This is a genomic window from Pseudomonas sp. J452, from assembly GCF_024666525.1.
Taxonomy (GTDB): domain Bacteria; phylum Pseudomonadota; class Gammaproteobacteria; order Pseudomonadales; family Pseudomonadaceae; genus Aquipseudomonas.
The window spans coordinates 4,279,979-4,296,234 of record NZ_CP088294.1 but is presented as its reverse complement, the minus strand read 5'-3'; the positions used below and the strand labels follow the sequence as shown (position 1 = coordinate 4,296,234).

At 66.1% G+C, this 16,256-nt stretch carries 18 protein-coding genes and 1 riboswitch; of the genes, 14 read left to right on the top strand and 4 right to left on the bottom strand.

What is annotated here, in order from left to right; all coding sequences use genetic code 11:
- Positions 1–183 precede the first annotated feature (183 nt).
- Positions 184–3,918: a cobaltochelatase subunit CobN gene (cobN, locus tag LRS11_RS19520; RefSeq protein WP_260494507.1), complete on the bottom strand. Its 3,735-nt coding sequence runs from the start codon at positions 3,916–3,918 to the stop codon at positions 184–186.
- 102 nt (positions 3,919–4,020) lie between these two features.
- Positions 4,021–5,070, bottom strand: coding sequence for a cobalamin biosynthesis protein CobW (cobW, locus tag LRS11_RS19515; protein WP_260494506.1), 1,050 nt, complete (start codon positions 5,068–5,070; stop codon positions 4,021–4,023).
- A 98-nt stretch (positions 5,071–5,168) separates the two neighbouring features.
- A riboswitch (cobalamin riboswitch) is annotated at positions 5,169–5,363 on the bottom strand.
- 92 nt (positions 5,364–5,455) lie between these two features.
- Between cobW and LRS11_RS19510 the strand changes: the two genes are divergently transcribed.
- The 3 genes from LRS11_RS19510 to LRS11_RS19500 all read left to right on the top strand — a co-directional run bounded on the left by LRS11_RS19510 (position 5,456) and on the right by LRS11_RS19500 (position 7,389).
- Positions 5,456–5,869, top strand: coding sequence for a cobalamin biosynthesis protein (locus tag LRS11_RS19510; RefSeq protein WP_260494505.1), 414 nt, complete (start codon positions 5,456–5,458; stop codon positions 5,867–5,869).
- Positions 5,866–6,612, top strand: coding sequence for a precorrin-4 C(11)-methyltransferase (gene cobM / locus LRS11_RS19505; RefSeq protein ID WP_260494504.1), 747 nt, complete (start codon positions 5,866–5,868; stop codon positions 6,610–6,612). Before LRS11_RS19510 ends, cobM begins: the two co-directional genes overlap by 4 nt.
- 105 nt (positions 6,613–6,717) lie before the next feature.
- Positions 6,718–7,389 (top strand): DNA-3-methyladenine glycosylase I, encoded by a 672-nt coding sequence (locus LRS11_RS19500; RefSeq protein ID WP_260494503.1) that lies wholly within the window; start codon positions 6,718–6,720, stop codon positions 7,387–7,389.
- Between the two features lie 68 nt (positions 7,390–7,457).
- Here LRS11_RS19500 and LRS11_RS19495 read toward each other — a convergent pair whose 3' ends face one another.
- Positions 7,458–9,011, bottom strand: a complete 1,554-nt coding sequence (locus LRS11_RS19495; RefSeq protein ID WP_260494502.1) for a beta (1-6) glucans synthase — start codon at positions 9,009–9,011, stop codon at positions 7,458–7,460.
- A gap of 62 nt (positions 9,012–9,073) precedes the next feature.
- Positions 9,074–9,298 (bottom strand): DUF2061 domain-containing protein, encoded by a 225-nt coding sequence (locus tag LRS11_RS19490; protein ID WP_260494501.1) that lies wholly within the window; start codon positions 9,296–9,298, stop codon positions 9,074–9,076.
- Between the two features lie 230 nt (positions 9,299–9,528).
- Here LRS11_RS19490 and LRS11_RS19485 point away from each other — a divergent pair, with 230 nt between their 5' ends.
- The 11 genes from LRS11_RS19485 (at position 9,529) to LRS11_RS19435 (ending at position 16,243) form a co-directional block, all read left to right on the top strand.
- Positions 9,529–9,840: a DUF485 domain-containing protein gene (locus LRS11_RS19485; protein ID WP_260494500.1), complete on the top strand. Its 312-nt coding sequence runs from the start codon at positions 9,529–9,531 to the stop codon at positions 9,838–9,840.
- Positions 9,837–11,495: a cation acetate symporter gene (locus LRS11_RS19480; RefSeq protein ID WP_260494499.1), complete on the top strand. Its 1,659-nt coding sequence runs from the start codon at positions 9,837–9,839 to the stop codon at positions 11,493–11,495. The genes LRS11_RS19485 and LRS11_RS19480 overlap by 4 nt, the downstream gene beginning before the upstream one ends.
- A gap of 103 nt (positions 11,496–11,598) precedes the next feature.
- Entirely contained in the window at positions 11,599–11,820 is a 222-nt protein-coding gene (locus LRS11_RS19475; RefSeq protein WP_260494498.1) for a hypothetical protein, read from the top strand.
- A 16-nt stretch (positions 11,821–11,836) separates the two neighbouring features.
- Positions 11,837–12,160, top strand: a complete 324-nt coding sequence (locus LRS11_RS19470) for a low molecular weight protein tyrosine phosphatase family protein (RefSeq protein ID WP_260494497.1) — start codon at positions 11,837–11,839, stop codon at positions 12,158–12,160.
- Between the two features lie 21 nt (positions 12,161–12,181).
- Positions 12,182–12,532: a hypothetical protein gene (locus tag LRS11_RS19465; protein ID WP_260494496.1), complete on the top strand. Its 351-nt coding sequence runs from the start codon at positions 12,182–12,184 to the stop codon at positions 12,530–12,532.
- Positions 12,529–13,023, top strand: a complete 495-nt coding sequence (locus LRS11_RS19460; protein ID WP_260494495.1) for an STM3941 family protein — start codon at positions 12,529–12,531, stop codon at positions 13,021–13,023. Before LRS11_RS19465 ends, LRS11_RS19460 begins: the two co-directional genes overlap by 4 nt.
- Before the next feature lie 42 nt (positions 13,024–13,065).
- Positions 13,066–13,419 carry a VOC family protein gene (locus LRS11_RS19455; protein ID WP_260494494.1) on the top strand — a complete coding sequence of 118 codons (354 nt, stop codon included), beginning with the start codon at positions 13,066–13,068 and terminating at the stop codon, positions 13,417–13,419.
- 114 nt (positions 13,420–13,533) lie between these two features.
- Positions 13,534–14,301 carry an NAD-dependent deacylase gene (locus LRS11_RS19450; protein WP_260494493.1) on the top strand — a complete coding sequence of 256 codons (768 nt, stop codon included), beginning with the start codon at positions 13,534–13,536 and terminating at the stop codon, positions 14,299–14,301.
- A gap of 69 nt (positions 14,302–14,370) precedes the next feature.
- Positions 14,371–14,976 (top strand): C40 family peptidase, encoded by a 606-nt coding sequence (locus LRS11_RS19445; RefSeq protein WP_260494492.1) that lies wholly within the window; start codon positions 14,371–14,373, stop codon positions 14,974–14,976.
- An 86-nt stretch (positions 14,977–15,062) separates the two neighbouring features.
- Entirely contained in the window at positions 15,063–15,584 is a 522-nt protein-coding gene (locus LRS11_RS19440; RefSeq protein ID WP_260494491.1) for a C40 family peptidase, read from the top strand.
- Positions 15,581–16,243: an O-methyltransferase gene (locus tag LRS11_RS19435; protein ID WP_260494490.1), complete on the top strand. Its 663-nt coding sequence runs from the start codon at positions 15,581–15,583 to the stop codon at positions 16,241–16,243. The genes LRS11_RS19440 and LRS11_RS19435 overlap by 4 nt, the downstream gene beginning before the upstream one ends.
- Positions 16,244–16,256: the final 13 nt, after the last annotated feature.

Below are 16,256 nucleotides of genomic sequence, written 5' to 3'. Positions count from 1 at the left end.
CATCCGGGCTACGGGCCTGTGCTCCCTCTCCCGCCTGCGGGAGAGGGTTGGGGAGAGAGTGAAAAGGGCTGTCGGCCCACTCGGTTGCCCCCGCGCACGGACGACCCTCTCCCCCGGCCCCTCTCCCATAAATGGGCGAGGGGAGAAGAGCGTGCGTCCGGGCTACGGGGATTGGCGGGGTGGTCATGATTCCTCGCTATCCAGCAGCAGGTTTTCCAGCGCCGCGCGGTAGTCGCCGGGGTTTTCCCAGAGGCCGCGTTGCTGGGCTTCGAGCAGGCGTTCGAGGATGTCCTGCAGGGCGCCGGGGTTGTGTTGCTGGATGAAATCGCGGGTGTCCGTATCCAGCAGGTAGGCATCGGTAAGCAGGGCGTACTGGTGGTCGTCGACCAGCTCGCTGGTGGCGTCGAAGGCAAATAGGTAGTCGATGGTCGCCGCCAGTTCGAAGGCGCCCTTGTAGCCGTGGCGTTTCATCCCTTCGATCCACTTGGGGTTGGCCGCGCGGGCGCGCACCACGCGGGCCAATTCCTGCTTGAGGCTGCGGATGCGCGGGGTCTCCGGCTGGCTGTTGTCGCCGTGGTAGCTGGCCACCTTGGCGCCGCGCAGGGTTTCCACCGCCGCCAGCATGCCGCCCTGGAACTGGTAGTAGTCGTTGGAATCGAGGATGTCGTGCTCGCGGTTGTCCTGGTTGTGCAGCACCGCCTGCAGCTGCTGCAGACGCTCGGCGAACTGCGCGCGCGCCGGGGTGCCCTCGGCGCCCTGGCCGTAGGCATAGCCGCCCCAGTTCAGGTACACCTCGGCCAGGTCCGCGCGGGTTTGCCACAGGCGTTCTTCGATGGCGTTCTGCACCCCGGCGCCATAGGCACCGGGCTTGGCGCCGAAGATCCGCCAGCCGGCTTGCTGGCGCGCCTCGTGTTCATCCAGGCCGCTGTCCTGCAGGGCCAGGGACTCGCGCCAGACCCGCGCCGACAGCGGATTCATGTCTTCCGGCTCATCGAGATCAACCACCGCCTGCACGGCGTCATCGAACAGGCGAATCAGGTTGCTAAAGGCGTCGCGGAAGAAGCCGGACACGCGCAGGGTGACGTCCACCCGCGGGCGGCCGAGCTGCTCCAGCGGCAGCACCTCGAAACGCTCGACCCGCTGGCTGCCGGCCTGCCACACCGGGCGCACGCCCAGCAGCACCAGAGCCTGGGCGATGTCGTCGCCGCCGGTGCGCATGGTCGCCGTGCCCCACACCGACAGGCCGAGCTGGCGCAGGTGGTCGCCTTCGTCCTGCAGGTGGCGTTCGAGCAGGCGCTCGGCGCTCTGCACACCGATGCGCCAGGCGGTCGGCGTGGGCAGGTTGCGCACGTCCACCGAGAAGAAGTTGCGCCCGGTTGGCAGCACGTCCAGGCGCCCGCGACTCGGCGCGCCGCTGGGCCCGGCGGGGACGAAGTGGCCATCGAGGGCGGCGAGCAGGCCGGCCATTTCCGCCGGGCCGCAGGCATCCAGCAGCGGCGCAATGCGCTGGCGCAGCTCAATGAGAATCAAGGTGCTGGCCGGGCCGATGGCCGGGATATCCGGGTTGCCGATCAGCTGCAGGGCCAACAGCTCCAGGCGCTCGCGGGTATCGCCGAGGCTGCGCCAGGGCTCGTCGCTCAGCTCGGCCAGCACGGCGGGGCGGGGCTCGTGCCAGGGGTCGGCCATCGCGCAGTCGAGCGGGTCGAAGGCCAGGCGCAGGTCCTGGGCCAGGGCACGCAGCAGGCTGGCGTTGCCGCTCTGGCCGTCGCCGCGGGGGATGCGCAGCAGGGCCAGCAGGGTGTCGCGGCGCAATTGGCCGGCCGGCGACTCGCCGAACACATGCAGGCCGTCGCGGATCTGCGATTCCTTGAGGTCGCACAGGTAGGCGTCCAGCTGTGGCAGCCAGCTGTCCGGGTCGTCGTTGAGTTGCAGGCCCAGTTCGCGATCCAGGCTGGCCTCGCGCACTTTCTGCAGGATCTCGCCGCGCAGCTCGACGGCGCGGCGCAGGTCGAGCTGGCTGGCCTCGTAGTACTCGTCGGCCAGGCGCTCCAGGTCGCGCAGCGGGCCGTAGCTCTCGGCGCGGGTCAGCGGCGGCATCAGGTGGTCGATGATCACCGCCTGAGTGCGCCGCTTGGCCTGGGCGCCTTCGCCGGGGTCGTTGACGATAAAGGGGTAGACGTTCGGCAGCGGGCCGAGCAGGGCGCTCGGCCAGCACTGCTCGGACAGGCCGACGCTCTTGCCCGGCAGCCACTCCAGGTTGCCGTGCTTGCCGACATGGATCAGCGCGTTGGCGGCGAAGGTCTGGCGCAGCCAGAAGTAGAAGGCCAGGTAGCCGTGCGGCGGCACCAGGTCGGGGTCGTGGTACACCGCCGCGGCATCCAGTTGGTAGCCGCGTGCCGGCTGGATGCCGACGAAGCACAGGCCAAAACGCAGGCCTGCGATCATCAGACGGCCGCTGCGGTACATCGGGTCGCTTTCCGGTTCGCCCCAGCGCTGCAGCACCGCCTGCTGGTTGGTCTCGGGCAGGGCGGCGAAGCAGCGTCGATAGTCGTCCAGCGCCAGGCTCTGCGCGCAGGGACGCGCATCCAGGTTATCCAGGTCGTTGGTCACCCCGCCGAGCAGCTGGTGGATCAGCGCGGTGCCGCTGGCCGGCAGCCCCTCGACCGGGTAACCCTGGGCCTGCAGGGCGGTAAGGATATTCAGCGCCGCCGCCGGGGTGTCCAGGCCGACGCCGTTGCCGATGCGGCCGTCGCGGGTCGGGTAGTTGGCCAGAACCAGGGCGATGCGCTTGTCGGCATTGGGCCGGCGCGCCAGCTCGCACCAGTGGCGCGCCAGTTCGGCGACGAAATCCATGCCCGGCAGGTGCGCGTGGTAGCAGACCACGTCGCTCTGGCTGCGCTCGCTGCGCCAGGCCAGGCCCTTGAAACTGATCGGCTGGGTGATCAGGCGGCCGTCCAGCTCGGGCAGGGCGATGTGCATGGCCAGGTCGCGCGAGCCCAGCCCCTGGGCGCTGGCCTGCCACTGTTCCTGGTTGGCCAGGGCGCAGATGGCCTGCAGCACCGGGATGTCGCGTTTGAAAGGGCGCAGGTCCGGCGCTTCCGGGTTGCTCATGGCAAAACCGGTGGTGTTGAGGATCACGCTGGCCTCGGCCGCGTCCAGCCAGTCCTCGACCTGGGTCAGGCAGGCCGCTTCCTTGAGGCTGGCCACGGCGATCGGCAAGGGATTCAGGCCCTGGGCCTGCAGGCGCGCGCAAAAGGTGTCGACGAAGGCGGTGTTCGCCGCCTGCACATGGGTGCGGTAAAACAGCAGCGCCGCCACCGGCCAGCCCGGCTGCCAGTCGGCGCGCCAGCGGTCCAGGCTGGCTGCGGCCTGCTGCGGGTGATAGATAGCGACGCGGGGCAGGGCGCGCGGCTCCTGCCAGGGGTAGTCGCGCTGCAGGTAGAGGTTGGCGAGGCAGTGGAAAAACTGCCGGGCGTTGTCCACTCCGCCCTGGCGCAGGTACTGCCACAGGCGTTCGCAGTCGGCCGGTGCGACATTGCCCAGGCTGCTCAGCTCGGGGTCGGGACTGTCATCGCCAGGCACCAGGATCAGCTTGGCGCCGCGCCCGGCCAGCTCGACCAGGCGCTCGATGCCGTAGCGCCAATAGCTGACCCCGCCATGCACCGAGATCAGGATGACCTTGGCGTGCTGCAGCACCTGCTCGACGTAGAAATCCACCGAGGCGTGGTTGCCCAGTTGCGCCGGGCTGGCCAGGCGCAGGCTGGGAAAGTCCTCGGGCAGGCTGCGCGCCACTTCGGCCAGCAACGACAGGTGCGAGTCGCCGGTGCAGAGGATCACCAGCTCGGCCGGGGTCTGGCCGAGGTCGGCGATGCTGTCGACCGGCAGTTGGCTGCCGGGCTGGGTGCGCAGCAGGTGCATGTCAGGCGCCTACCGGGGAAGGGATTGCCAGCAAGCTGGCTCCTACACACAAGCCCGAGCACGCTGCCGCCGTAGGAGCCAGCTTGCTGGCGATCAGCGGCTTCACGCCAATGCCGCCTGCAGCTCGCTGCTGATGGCGGCCGGGTGCAGCACCTGGCCGATCACCACCAGACGGGTGAGGCGCGCTTCGTCGGCTTGCCAGGCGCGGTCGAAGTGCTTGTCGAAGCGCTGGCCGACGCCCTGCAGCAGCAGGCGCATGGGTTTGCCGGGGATGGCGGCGAAGCCCTTGATGCGCAGGATGCCGTGCTTGGCCACGGCCTCCTTCAGGGCCTGCAGCAGGCGCGCTTCCTCGACCTCGGGCAGCTCGACGGCGAAGGAGTCGAACTCGTCGTGGTCGTGATCCTCGCCTTCCTCGTCGTGATGGGTGCGACGCTGGTCGATGTGCAGCTCGGTCGCGCAGTTCAGTCCCAGCAGCACGTCCAGCGGCAGCTCGCCGCCGTGGGCTTCGATGACCTTGACCGCCGGCGGCAGCTCCTCGGCCACTTCGGCGCGTACCGCGGCCAGGGCAGCGGCGTCGAGCAGGTCGGCCTTGTTGAGGATGACCAGGTCGGCGCTGGCCAGCTGGTCGGCGAACAGCTCGTGCAGCGGCGATTCGTGGTCCAGGTTGGGATCGAGCTTGCGTTGCTCATCGACCTGATCCGGGAAGGCGGCGAAGGTGCCGGCGGCCACGGCCGGGCTGTCGACCACGGTGATCACCGAGTCCACCGTGCAGGCGGTGCGGATTTCCGGCCAGTTGAAGGCCTGCACCAGCGGCTTGGGCAGGGCCAGGCCGGAGGTCTCGATCAGGATATGGTCGAGCTCGCCACGGCGTGCCACCAGTTCGCGCATCACCGGAAAAAACTCTTCCTGCACGGTGCAGCACAGGCAGCCGTTGGCCAGCTCGAAGATGCGGCCGTTGGCTTCTTCTTCGCTGCAGCCGATCGAGCACTGCTTGAGGATTTCGCCGTCGATGCCCAGCTCGCCGAACTCGTTGACGATCACCGCGATGCGGCGGCCGTCGGCATGGCCGAGCATGTGACGCAGCAGGGTGGTTTTGCCGGCGCCGAGGAAGCCGGTGACGATGGTGACGGGAAGTTTGGCGAGCGTTTTCATGGAGGGCCCCGGAGCGTCGAAAAAGAGACGGACGGGCAGGGGCAGGCCGGTGTCCGGGCGGACGCGGGCCTTGCACCACCGGATCACCCCGCCCGGACAGTTAGCTGGTTAGTCGAGGCAGGTCTCCTGGCTCACGGTGTGCGCTGGGCACGCTCCCTTCACCTTCCCGCCGTTGGCAGTGGTGTATCGAAGGGGCTTGAACCGTTCACAGTTGCGGGGGCAGCCAGGGCGTTGACCCTGTTCCCTCTTAGCTGCACCCGCGTGGGTGCAGAACCTCGAAAGGGTGGAAGGCTACGCAGCGACCGGGTGCAGGTCAACCGCGGTTGACCGGGGTGGCCGCCCGTGCTGAGCTACGCGGCCTTTTCCGCCTGCCAGCAGGAGCGCCATGTCCAGCCCCGCCATTCGCCTGATTGCCGGCCTCGGCTGCCGTCGCGGCTGTACTCCGGACGAGCTGCAAGCCCTGCTGCTGCAGTGCCTGGCCGCGCATGGCCTGGGCCTGGAGGCTCTGGTGGGTCTGGCCAGCAGTGCGCACAAGCGTGACGAACCGGGCCTGCAGGCGCTGGTCGAGCGCCTGGCGCTGCCGATGACCTGGTGCTCGGTGCAGGAGCTGGCGAGCGTCGCCGGCCAGGCCGCGGCCAATCCGCTGACCCTGCGCGTGACCGGCAGCACGGCGGTGGCCGAGCCCAGCGCCCTGGTCACCGCCGCGCGCCTGGGTATGGCGCAGCTGCTTGGCCCGCGCCAGCACAGTAGCAATGCCACCTGCGCCCTGGCGCGGATCGATAGAGAGCTCTCGCAATGACCGTCTATTTCATCGGTGCCGGCCCCGGCGACCCCGAACTGATCACCGTCAAAGGCCAGCGCCTGATTCGCAACTGCCCGGTGCTGCTCTACGCCGGTTCGCTGGTGCCGCCGGCGGTGCTCGAAGGTCATTGCGCCGAGCAGGTGGTGAATACCGCTGAGCTGCATTTGGGCGAGATCGTCCGCCTGCTGGCCGAGGCTCACGCCCGCGGCCAGGACGTGGCCCGCGTGCATTCCGGCGACCCGTCGCTGTACGGCGCCATCGGCGAGCAGATCCGCGAGCTGCGGGCCTTGGATATCCCCTTCGAGATCGTTCCCGGCGTCACCGCCACGGCCGCCTGCGCGGCGCTGCTGGAGGTCGAACTGACCCTGCCAGACGTGGCGCAGACGGTGATTCTCACCCGCTACGGGCACAACTCGCCGATGCCAGCCGGGGAGGCGCTGGGTGCCCTGGCCAGCCACGGCACGACGATGGCCATCCATCTGGGCGTGCAGCACCTGGCGGCGATAGTCGCCGAGCTGCTGCCGCACTACGGCGCCGACTGCCCGATTGCCGTGGTCCATCGCGCCAGCTGGCCGGATCAGGAGTGGGTGCGCGGCACCTTGGCGGATATCGAGGACAAAGTGCGCGCCAAGGGTTTTCGCCGCACCGCGCTGATCCTGGTCGGCCGGGTGCTGGGCGCCGAGGACTTCGCCGCTTCGGCGCTGTACCACGCCGATACCCAGCACCTGTTCCGGAGCTGACGCGGGCACACGCCTCGGGTCGGCAGGCTTGCCGGATGCCGCGCTGGGCGGGCACCCTGTTGCCTCTGTCGGGTCCGCCCGCACCAGACTTGCTAAGGATGATTGATGCGCGACTATCAATGGCTCCACGAATACTGCCTGAACCGCTTCGGCTCGCCCGCGGCCCTGGAGGCCATGCTGCCGCAGCCGCGCAGCGCGACTGAACTGCGCCAGATCAGCGATGACCGCTACCTGTCGCTGATCGCCCTGCGCGTATTCCGCGCCGGCCTCAAGCACAGCCTGGTGGACGCCAAGTGGCCGGCCTTCGAGGAGGTGTTCTTCGGCTTCGTCCCGGAAAAAGTGGCGCTGATGAGTGCCGAGCATCTGGAACGGCTGATGCAGGATGCGCGCATCATCCGCCACCTGGGCAAGCTCAAGAGCGTGCCGCGTAACGCCCAGTTCGTGCTGGATGTGCAGAAGGAAAAAGGCAGCTTCGGCGCGCTGATCGCCGACTGGCCGGTGACCGATATCGTCGGCCTGTGGAAGTACCTGGCCAAGCACGGCAGCCAGCTCGGCGGGCTGTCGGCGCCGCGTCTGCTGCGCATGATCGGCAAGGACACCTTCATCCCCAGCGACGACATGGTCGCCGCGCTCAAGGCCCAGGAAATCGTCGACAAGGTGCCAACCAGCCTCAAAGAACTGGCCGCCGTGCAGGCAGCCTTCAACCAGTGGCACGCCGAAAGCGGCCGGCCGCTGTGCCAGCTGTCAGTGATGCTGGCGCACACGGTCAACCACTAAGCGGACGGCTCAGGCTGGGGCGGGGTGCGCCGTGCGCACCTTGGGAGCCAGGGTCTTTAAGGCGGTTCTCAACCGCGCTTGAGGCGCAGGCTGCGCCACAGTGCCGCGACCAGCAGCAGCGCGGTGATCGCCCAGCCGATGGCTTGCAGGTTATGCGTGCCTTCCTGGTACAGCTGCGGGGCGATGCCGGCGCCGATCAGTACGGCGAGCAGGGCGATTTCCCGGCGCGGGCCGTGGACCGGGCGGCACAGGTAGACCAGTGCCGGCAGCAGCAGGGCCACGCTGGGGAAGCTGCGATAGCGCGCGTCGAACACCAGCCCGAGCATCAACACCGCGCCCGCGAAACCGCTGGCCGCCAGCCACCAGCCGCCACGGGCCTCCAGCCAGACGAACAGACCGGCGCGCCAGCCGTTACGGGCAGACAGGGCCAGGCTGATATGCGCCAGCACGATCAGGTTGAGCAGCAGCAGGGCGATCGCCCACAGCCATTCGCCGGTGTTGCGGCTGGTGATGCTGGCCAGTTCGCTCCAGCCGGCGATACAGGCTCCACCCAGGGCGGCAGTAAGCGGCAGCAGCAGGGCGGCGCGGCGCGAAGCCGGACGCCCGGCGAACAGCAGGGCCACCGCCAGCAGCACGCCATTGAGGGCCAGCCACAGCGGCCAGTGCGGCAGGTTGGAGACGGGGCCGGCGAGGATGCCCTTGTCGCCGCGATCAGCATCGAACAAGCCCCAGTAACCGCCCACCGCACCTTCGCTGTCGCGCTTCCAGGGTTGATCGAAAGCTTCGATCAGGTTGTAGCGCCAGCCATGTTCCTCAGCCAGTTTGACGAAACCACGCATGAACAGCGCTTCGTTGACCCGGCTCGGCAGGGCGGTTTCGCGCTGGCGGCCTTCACTTGGCCAACCGGTTTCGCCGATCAGGATGTCCTTGGGCGCGTAGGCGTTGCCGAAGGTCTGGCGCACTTCGCTGACCTTGTGCAGGGCGCGCTCGATGCTGCTCGGGTCATCTTCCCAGTAGGGCAGCAGGTGAATGGTGAGGAAGTCCACCGCCGGCGCCACCTCGGGGTGTTCCAGCCAGAACTCCCAGACATCGGCATAGGTCACGGGCTGTTTGACCGCGGCCTTGACCTGGCCGATCAGCTCGACCAGATGCTCGGGAGTGGCTTCCTTGCGCAGCAGCACTTCGTTGCCGACGATCACCGCGTCGACCACGTCCGGGTAGCGATTGGCGGTGTCGATGAGTGCCGCGACTTCCTTGGCGCTATCGACCGGATTGCTGCTGATCCAGGCGCCGGCGAGCATCTTCAGACCATGCTTGCGCGCCAGTTCAGGAATGGCTTCCAGGCCGATCTGCGAGTAGGTCCGGATGCAGGTGAAGCGTTGGGCCAGCAGGGCCAAGTCGGCATCCACCAGTTCCGGACGCAGCACGAAAGGCTGCTGGAAGGGCGACTGGTCCTTGCCGAACGGCGTATAGGAGGCGCACTGCAACTTGTGTGTCGGCGTGGCCGCATCGGCCAGCACGACGGGGCGGCCAATCGCGTACCAGAGGGCGGCAAGTGCCAGCATGGCGAGCAGGCTGGCGAACAGGTAGGGCAGTGCAGGGGAACGATTGGGCTGGCTCATGGTTCTGGATGCGTGGCGACAAAGCCGCGCATCTTAGCGGATCAGAAGCCCCGGCGGGCAGCTCATGCCTGATGGTGCAACCAGGCATGCTGGGGGATTGCTGCCTTCTGCGGGCCACGCCGCTCGAAGCGCTGCCAGACTTTTTCGTGGAAATAGAACCCTACCGAGTTGCACAACGGCTCGATCGCCGCCACCAGGCCACTGGCTGCCACGCTGCCGGTGAGTGCGTAGGTCACGCCGAAGGCGATGCAGAAGTGCATGAGGGTGAAGGTGACGGTCTTGAGCATGGCGCACCTCAAATAAGAATTGTTCTTTCTTGGTGTGCAGCTTAGGTGGCGTCCGGAGCTCGGTGAAATGGCAGTTATGTATCCGTTGGATAGATTCGCCTAATGGATCTCACGGGCTCTAAGACTTTGGTCGAGAATGCCCCTGGGCTACGACTAAGGTCGTCTGTCGTGGATTGGCCATCGTTCTAGAGTGGACTCACCAGCAACCCGTGCTGCGGAGGACAACAACAATGAACGACAGCATCTACAAGCGGATTGAACAGAATCCGCAATTCCAGGAGTTGGTCGCCAAGCGCGAACGCTTCGCCTGGATCCTTTCCGCCATCATGCTCGGCCTGTACGTGGCCTTCATCCTGCTGATCGCCTTCGAGCCACAGCTGCTCGGTACCCGCATCAGTGCGGATTCGCCGGTGACCTGGGGCATTCCCATGGGTGTGGGCCTGATCATCTCGGCTTTCGTGCTGACCGGTATCTATGTGCAGCGCGCCAACGGTGAGTTCGACAGCCTGAACCAGGCCATTCTCGACGAGGTGCAGAAATGATCGCGCGTCTTCTTACCGCCATCGGCCTGATGGCACTGGCCCCAGCACTCTGGGCCGCCGGTGCACTGGAAGGTGAAGTGCAGCGCCAGCCGCTGAACACTTCGGCCATCGTCATGTTCCTCGCCTTCGTCGGCGCCACGCTGTACATCACCTACTGGGCGTCGAAGCGTAACACCTCGACCTCCGACTTCTACACCGCCGGCGGCAGCATCACCGGCTTCCAGAACGGCCTGGCGATTGCCGGCGACTATATGTCGGCGGCCTCGTTCCTGGGGATTTCCGCGCTGGTGTTCACCTCTGGCTATGACGGCCTGATCTACTCGATCGGCTTCCTGGTCGGCTGGCCGGTGATCCTGTTTCTGATCGCCGAACGCCTGCGCAACCTCGGCAAGTACACCTTCGCCGACGTGGCCTCCTATCGCCTCGGTCAGACCCAGATCCGCACCCTGTCTGCCAGCGGTTCGCTGGTGGTGGTGGCGTTCTACCTGATCGCGCAGATGGTCGGCGCCGGCAAGCTGATCCAGCTGCTGTTCGGCCTCGAGTACCATGTGGCGGTGATCCTGGTCGGCATCCTGATGGTGCTCTACGTGCTGTTCGGCGGCATGCTGGCGACCACCTGGGTACAGATCATTAAGGCCGTGCTGCTGCTTTCTGGTGCCTCGTTCATGGCGCTGATGGTGATGAAGCACGTCGACTTCGACTTCGCCCGGCTGTTCAGCGAAGCCATTGCCGTACACCCGAAAGGCGAGGCGATCATGAGCCCCGGCGGCCTGGTGAAAGACCCGATCTCGGCGATTTCCCTTGGTCTGGCGCTGATGTTCGGTACCGCTGGCCTGCCGCATATCCTGATGCGCTTCTTCACCGTGAGCGATGCCAAGGAAGCGCGTAAGTCGGTGTTCTACGCCACTGGTTTTATCGGCTACTTCTACATCCTGACCTTCATCATCGGCTTCGGCGCGATCCTGCTGGTCAGCACCAACCCGGCCTTCAAAGACGCCACCGGTGCCCTACTCGGCGGTAACAACATGGCGGCGGTGCATCTGGCCAACGCGGTGGGCGGTAGCTGGTTCCTCGGCTTTATCTCGGCTGTGGCCTTCGCCACCATCCTCGCCGTGGTTGCTGGTCTGACCCTGGCCGGTGCATCGGCGGTATCCCATGATCTGTATGCCAGCGTGATCAAGAAAGGCAAAGCCAACGAGAAAGATGAGCTGCGCGTATCGAAAATCACCACCGTGGCACTCGGCATCCTGGCCATCGGCCTGGGTATCGCGTTCGAGAAGCAGAACATTGCCTTCATGGTCGGTCTGGCCTTCTCCATCGCGGCCAGCTGCAACTTCCCGGTACTGATTCTCTCCATGTACTGGAAGAAGCTGACCACCCGTGGCGCCATGGTTGGCGGCTGGCTGGGCCTGATCACCGCCGTGGCCCTGATGATTCTCGGCCCAACCGTGTGGGTGCAGGTGCTCGGCAATGCCGAAGCGATCTTCCCCTACGAGTACCCGGCACTGTTCTCCATGGCGATTGCCTTCAGCGGTATCTGGTTCTTCTCGATCACCGACAAGTCCGTTGCCGCCGGCGAGGAACGTGCACGCTTCTACTCGCAGTTCGTCCGCTCGCAGACTGGCCTGGGCGCCAGCGGTGCGGTCGCACACTAAACAAGCAAGATTCTCCGCGTGTTTCGGGCAGCCTGTTGGCTGCCCTTTTTTATGCGCGCTGTTTTGCTAGGCTGGCCTGACGTGAACCACTGGGACGTCGGTGATGCGTGTGCTTTTTATGCTGCTGGCCATCGGCCTGGGCGCCTTGTGTGGCGGGGTCTTGCTGACGCTGCTGTTGCTGCCGCTGTGGGGCTGGCTGGATACGAGCATCGGCATCGAGGCACTCGGCCATTCCGGGCCGGCGCCCTGGTGCTATGGCCTGTCGATTGGCGCGCTGGCGCTGCTCGGGATTATCCTGCTGGCCCGCGCGCATCGGCGCGCCTGATCTCGGAGAGCAGCGCTTGCCGCGCGTATTGTTTATCTGCAGTCGCAATCGCCTGCGCAGCCCGACGGCGGAGCAGGTGTTCGCCAGTTGGCCAGGTGTACAAAGCGACTCGGCGGGCCTCAGTCCGGATGCCGAGCAGGTTCTGTCGCTGGAGCAGGTGCAGTGGGCTGAGCTGATCTTCGTCATGGAAGCGGTGCACGGGCGCCGGCTCAAGCAACGCTTCGCCGCTGCGCTGAAAGGCAAGCGGGTGATCTGTCTGGGTATTCCCGACGATTACCAGTACATGCAAACGGAGTTGGTGCGCCTGCTAGAGCAGAAGGTAGGCGGCTTGCTGCGCTGAGAGGGCACAGGAGGAGCAGGGATGCACAAAGGTAAGTGGCTGGCAGCACTCTGTCTGTTCAGTTCAGCTGCACCGGCGCAGCAGGTCGACTGTGCGGCGCTGGACGCTGCGGTGAAGACCGGGGCCGAGCACCGTCCCTATATCGGCGAGGTGATCGGCCAGGGGCGCGCGCAGTTTCATTCGGCGCCGGATGCGGCCTGCCCGATTCGCGGCAAGTTCATCATTCCCGGTGATGGGGTTTCTATCTATTCTGAGTACGGCTCCTGGTCGCAGATCCTTTACCCGGCTGGCGACGAGGAGGATGCCGGCGTCTGGGTGCGAAGTGAGCGCCTGCGCGTGCTGTCCAGGCCGGATGGAGGCAATCGTCAATGAACGCCGTTCTGCAGCCAGAGCTGCGTTTGCCGCTGGTGCTCTATCCCGCGCACGGGAAAACCCTGCTTCTGCTGCTGGGGTGCCTGTCGTTCAGCGCGGTGGGTGTATGGATGGTGCTCGACGGCGTGCTGCTCGGTTATTTCTGTGCGCTGCTATTTGCCCTGGGCGCATTGGTGTTTCTCGTGCAGTTGCATCCGCGTGCTGCTTATCTGCATCTGGATGAGCAGGGCTTCACCTACTGCAGTCTGTTTCGTGCGCACCGTATTGCCTGGGTCGCGGTGACCGGTTTCGCGGTGGTGCGCATCAGCAGCAACTCGCTGGTGGCCTGGAATTTCGCCCAGGGCCATGTGCCGCACGGTCGTGGCGCGGCGATTTCGCAGGCGCTGTCGGGCTACCACAGTGCCTTGCCGGATACCTATGGTCTGCCCGCCGAGGTGCTGGCGCAGCAGCTCAATAGCTTGTGCCAGAGCCGGCGCTTAGCCATGCGCTGATCGATTGGCCGGCCGTCATCCATTTCATTGAGGAACAGTGTCATGCCCGCAGACCGCAAGATCGACTACATCGAGTTGCCCGCCAGGGATCTGCAGCTGGCCAAGACGTTCTACAGCAGCGTATTCGGCTGGCAGTTCGTCGATTACGGGCCGGAGTATTGCGCCTTCAATGACGGGCGCCTGGATGGTGGCTTCTACCAGGCCAACCTGAACGCCACCACCGCCAATGGCTCGGTGCTGGTGGTGCTCTACGCCGATGACCTGGAAGCCGTGCTGGCGCGGGTGCGCGAGGGTGGTGGGTGCATCGTCAAGGATATCTTCAGCTTCCCCGGTGGCCGCCGCTTCCAGTTCGCCGATCCGAATGGCAACGAGCTGGCGGTCTGGTCCGCGCACTGAGCGGAGCAGGGGGCTCATTGCGAGTGGTTCGGGCTACCCACTCGCTGCGCCAAACGCACCAGGACTCGCCGGGCGCACCCGCTAAGAGATCGACAGGCTCATCAGGAGAGTGCGATGGAACAGGACATCATCCGCGTCGCCCAGGCCATCGAGCGGGCCGAGCGCATGCTGATCATCACCGGTGCCGGCCTGTCTGCTGACTCGGGGCTGCCGACCTATCGTGGCCTCGGTGGCCTGTACAACGGCCTCACCCCGGAAGGCCTGCCGATCGAGGCGGCGCTGTCCGGGCCGATGCTGCAACGCGACCCGGCGCTGTGCTGGAAGTACCTGGCCGAGCTGGGCAAGGCCTGTCTGGGCGCGCAACCGAATGCCGGCCATGCGGCGATCGCCGAGCTGCAGCGGCGTAAGCCCGGCTGCTGGGTGCTGACGCAGAACATCGATGGTTATCACCGCCAGGCCGGCTCGCCGGCAGAGCGGCTGATCGAGATCCATGGCCAGCTGGCGCCGCTGTATTGCCAGTCCTGCGGCGCCGCAGACCCCGAGCTGGCCGAGCACCTGCAACGACCCTTGCCGCCGCGCTGTGCCCAATGCGCGGGCATCCTGCGCCCACCGGTGGTGCTGTTCGAGGAAATGCTGCCGGAGGATGCCATTGGTCGGCTTTATGACCAGGTGCACAAGGGCTTCGACGTGGTGCTGGCGGTGGGCACCACGGCGAGCTTCCCCTATATCGTCGAACCTGTGGTGCAAGCCCGCAGGAATGGGGGTTTCACCGTGGAAGTGAACCCTGCGACAACCGACCTCAGTGGCTGGGTGGATGTCCGTCTGTCAGGAAGAGCGTTAGATGTTTTTCCGAAACTACTAAGTCACATTTCTCGGCATTGAATTTGCAATCTCGCTCATCAGACGGCATAGTCGCCCCCTTATAAAAACCAGACAAACACGGTCGTGCCCATGCTAAAGCGCTTCGCACCCCTCGTGCCTCTTGCACTGATTAGTCTCCTGGCGGCTTGTGCCGGCCAGGTTCCGCAGCAGCCGATCGAGCAGCTAGCGGTCGAGCCAGAACCCGTCGAGTACATCAGCGACGAGCAGATGATGGCCGACATCACCGACGACAAACCCTATGCGCTGCCCCAGTTGGCAGACAGCATCCTCAGTCAGGGCCTGTCTCTGGTCGGCACCAAGTACCGTTTCGGCGGCACCTCGGTGAAATCCGGCTTCGACTGCAGCGGTTTCATCGGTTACCTGTTCCGTGAAGAAGCCGGCATGCAGCTGCCGCGCTCCACCCGCGAAATGATCAACCTGGATGCCCCGCTGGTGGCTCGCGAAGAGCTGGAGCCGGGCGACATCATCTTCTTCAACAACCGTGGCCGTGGCCGTGTCAGCCATGCCGGCATCTACCTGGGCGATGACCAGTTCATCCACTCCAGCAGCAGCCGCAGCGGTGGCGTGCGCATCGACAGCCTGGACGACAGCTACTGGAACCGTAGCTACATGGAAGCCAAGCGCGCCCTGGCACTGGCTCCGCAGCTGCAGAGCGAGCGTTCGGTTAACCGTTAAGCCCGTGCGGGCGCGAGGGCACAGGGCTTGCGCCTGTGTCCGGCACGCGGCAGAGTAGGGCGCATTCCGGCCAGGATCGCCCGCCCATGCATTTCACGGCTCGCTTCGCCCTGCTAGCCCTCGCCGCGCTGCTTACCGCCTGCGCCGGCAACTCTCCCTCTCCTGATTACCCCGTCGACCCTTTCCCCATCGTTGGCAACGAAAATGCTGATGATGTGCTGATGAGTGCCATCGGCCTGGTTGGCACACCCTATCGCTATGGTGGCAACACCCCGGACAGCGGCTTCGACTGCAGCGGCCTGATCGGCTATGTGTACCGCAACTCGGCCGGCATCCAGCTGCCGCGCTCGACCCGCGAGATGATCAACCTGCGTGCGCCGACGGTCAGCCGCAATGCCCTGCAGAGCGGCGACTTGCTGTTCTTCGCCACCAATGGCGGCGGCCAGGTCAGCCATGCCGGCATCTATGTCGGCGAAGGGCGCTTCGTCCATGCGCCGTCCAGCGGCGGCACGGTGCGCCTGGACACCCTGTCCACGGCCTACTGGCAGAAGACCTACCTCAGCGCCAAGCGCGTACTGGCACCGGCGCAGCTGGCGCGCCAGCCATGACTCAGCGCACCCTCAATCTCGACGACAACCTCTACCAGTACCTGCTGGATGTCTCCCTACGCGAGACGCCGCTGCTCAAGCGCCTGCGCGACGAAACGGCGCAGCTGGCCAGTGCGCACTGGCAAATCGCCCCCGAACAGGGCCAGTTCATGGCCCTGCTGGTGCAGCTGACGGGCGCCAAACGGATTCTCGAGATCGGCACCTTCACCGGCTACAGCGCCCTGTGCATGGCCGCTGCCATGCCGGTCGACGGCCAGCTGATTTGCTGCGACCTGCCCGGCGATTACAACGCCATCGCCCGGCGCTACTGGTATGAGGCGGGGGTGGCGGAACGCATCGAGCTGCGCCTGGCACCGGCCCTGGAAACTCTCAACGCGCTGGAGCGCGGCGGGCAGGGCGAGAGCTTCGACCTGATCTTCATCGACGCCGACAAGGCCAACTACCCGGTGTACCTGGAACACGCCCTGGTCCTGGCGCGCCAGGGCGGGCTGATCCTGTTCGACAACGTGCTGTGGAGCGGCCGGGTGCTCGAGCAGAACCCGGACAGCGCCGACACCCGCGCGATCCAGGCGCTCAACCGCACCCTCAAGAGCGACCGGCGTGTCGATCTGTCGCTGCTGCCGCTGGGCGACGGCCTGACCCTCTGCCGCAAGCGCTGAGCTAGTCGCGCGG

Bases quoted from the DNA above. Each gene is read 5' to 3' on its own strand.
- cobN (WP_260494507.1), bottom strand. From the start codon at position 3,918: ATGCACCTGCTGCGCACCCAGCCCGGCAGCCAACTGCCGGTCGACAGC.
- cobW (WP_260494506.1), bottom strand. From the start codon at position 5,070: ATGAAAACGCTCGCCAAACTTCCCGTCACCATCGTCACCGGCTTCCTC.
- LRS11_RS19510 (WP_260494505.1), top strand. From the start codon at position 5,456: ATGTCCAGCCCCGCCATTCGCCTGATTGCCGGCCTCGGCTGCCGTCGC.
- cobM (WP_260494504.1), top strand. From the start codon at position 5,866: ATGACCGTCTATTTCATCGGTGCCGGCCCCGGCGACCCCGAACTGATC.
- LRS11_RS19500 (WP_260494503.1), top strand. From the start codon at position 6,718: ATGCGCGACTATCAATGGCTCCACGAATACTGCCTGAACCGCTTCGGC.
- LRS11_RS19495 (WP_260494502.1), bottom strand. From the start codon at position 9,011: ATGAGCCAGCCCAATCGTTCCCCTGCACTGCCCTACCTGTTCGCCAGC.
- LRS11_RS19490 (WP_260494501.1), bottom strand. From the start codon at position 9,298: ATGCTCAAGACCGTCACCTTCACCCTCATGCACTTCTGCATCGCCTTC.
- LRS11_RS19485 (WP_260494500.1), top strand. From the start codon at position 9,529: ATGAACGACAGCATCTACAAGCGGATTGAACAGAATCCGCAATTCCAG.
- LRS11_RS19480 (WP_260494499.1), top strand. From the start codon at position 9,837: ATGATCGCGCGTCTTCTTACCGCCATCGGCCTGATGGCACTGGCCCCA.
- LRS11_RS19475 (WP_260494498.1), top strand. From the start codon at position 11,599: ATGCGTGTGCTTTTTATGCTGCTGGCCATCGGCCTGGGCGCCTTGTGT.
- LRS11_RS19465 (WP_260494496.1), top strand. From the start codon at position 12,182: ATGCACAAAGGTAAGTGGCTGGCAGCACTCTGTCTGTTCAGTTCAGCT.
- LRS11_RS19460 (WP_260494495.1), top strand. From the start codon at position 12,529: ATGAACGCCGTTCTGCAGCCAGAGCTGCGTTTGCCGCTGGTGCTCTAT.
- LRS11_RS19455 (WP_260494494.1), top strand. From the start codon at position 13,066: ATGCCCGCAGACCGCAAGATCGACTACATCGAGTTGCCCGCCAGGGAT.
- LRS11_RS19450 (WP_260494493.1), top strand. From the start codon at position 13,534: ATGGAACAGGACATCATCCGCGTCGCCCAGGCCATCGAGCGGGCCGAG.
- LRS11_RS19445 (WP_260494492.1), top strand. From the start codon at position 14,371: ATGCTAAAGCGCTTCGCACCCCTCGTGCCTCTTGCACTGATTAGTCTC.
- LRS11_RS19440 (WP_260494491.1), top strand. From the start codon at position 15,063: ATGCATTTCACGGCTCGCTTCGCCCTGCTAGCCCTCGCCGCGCTGCTT.
- LRS11_RS19435 (WP_260494490.1), top strand. From the start codon at position 15,581: ATGACTCAGCGCACCCTCAATCTCGACGACAACCTCTACCAGTACCTG.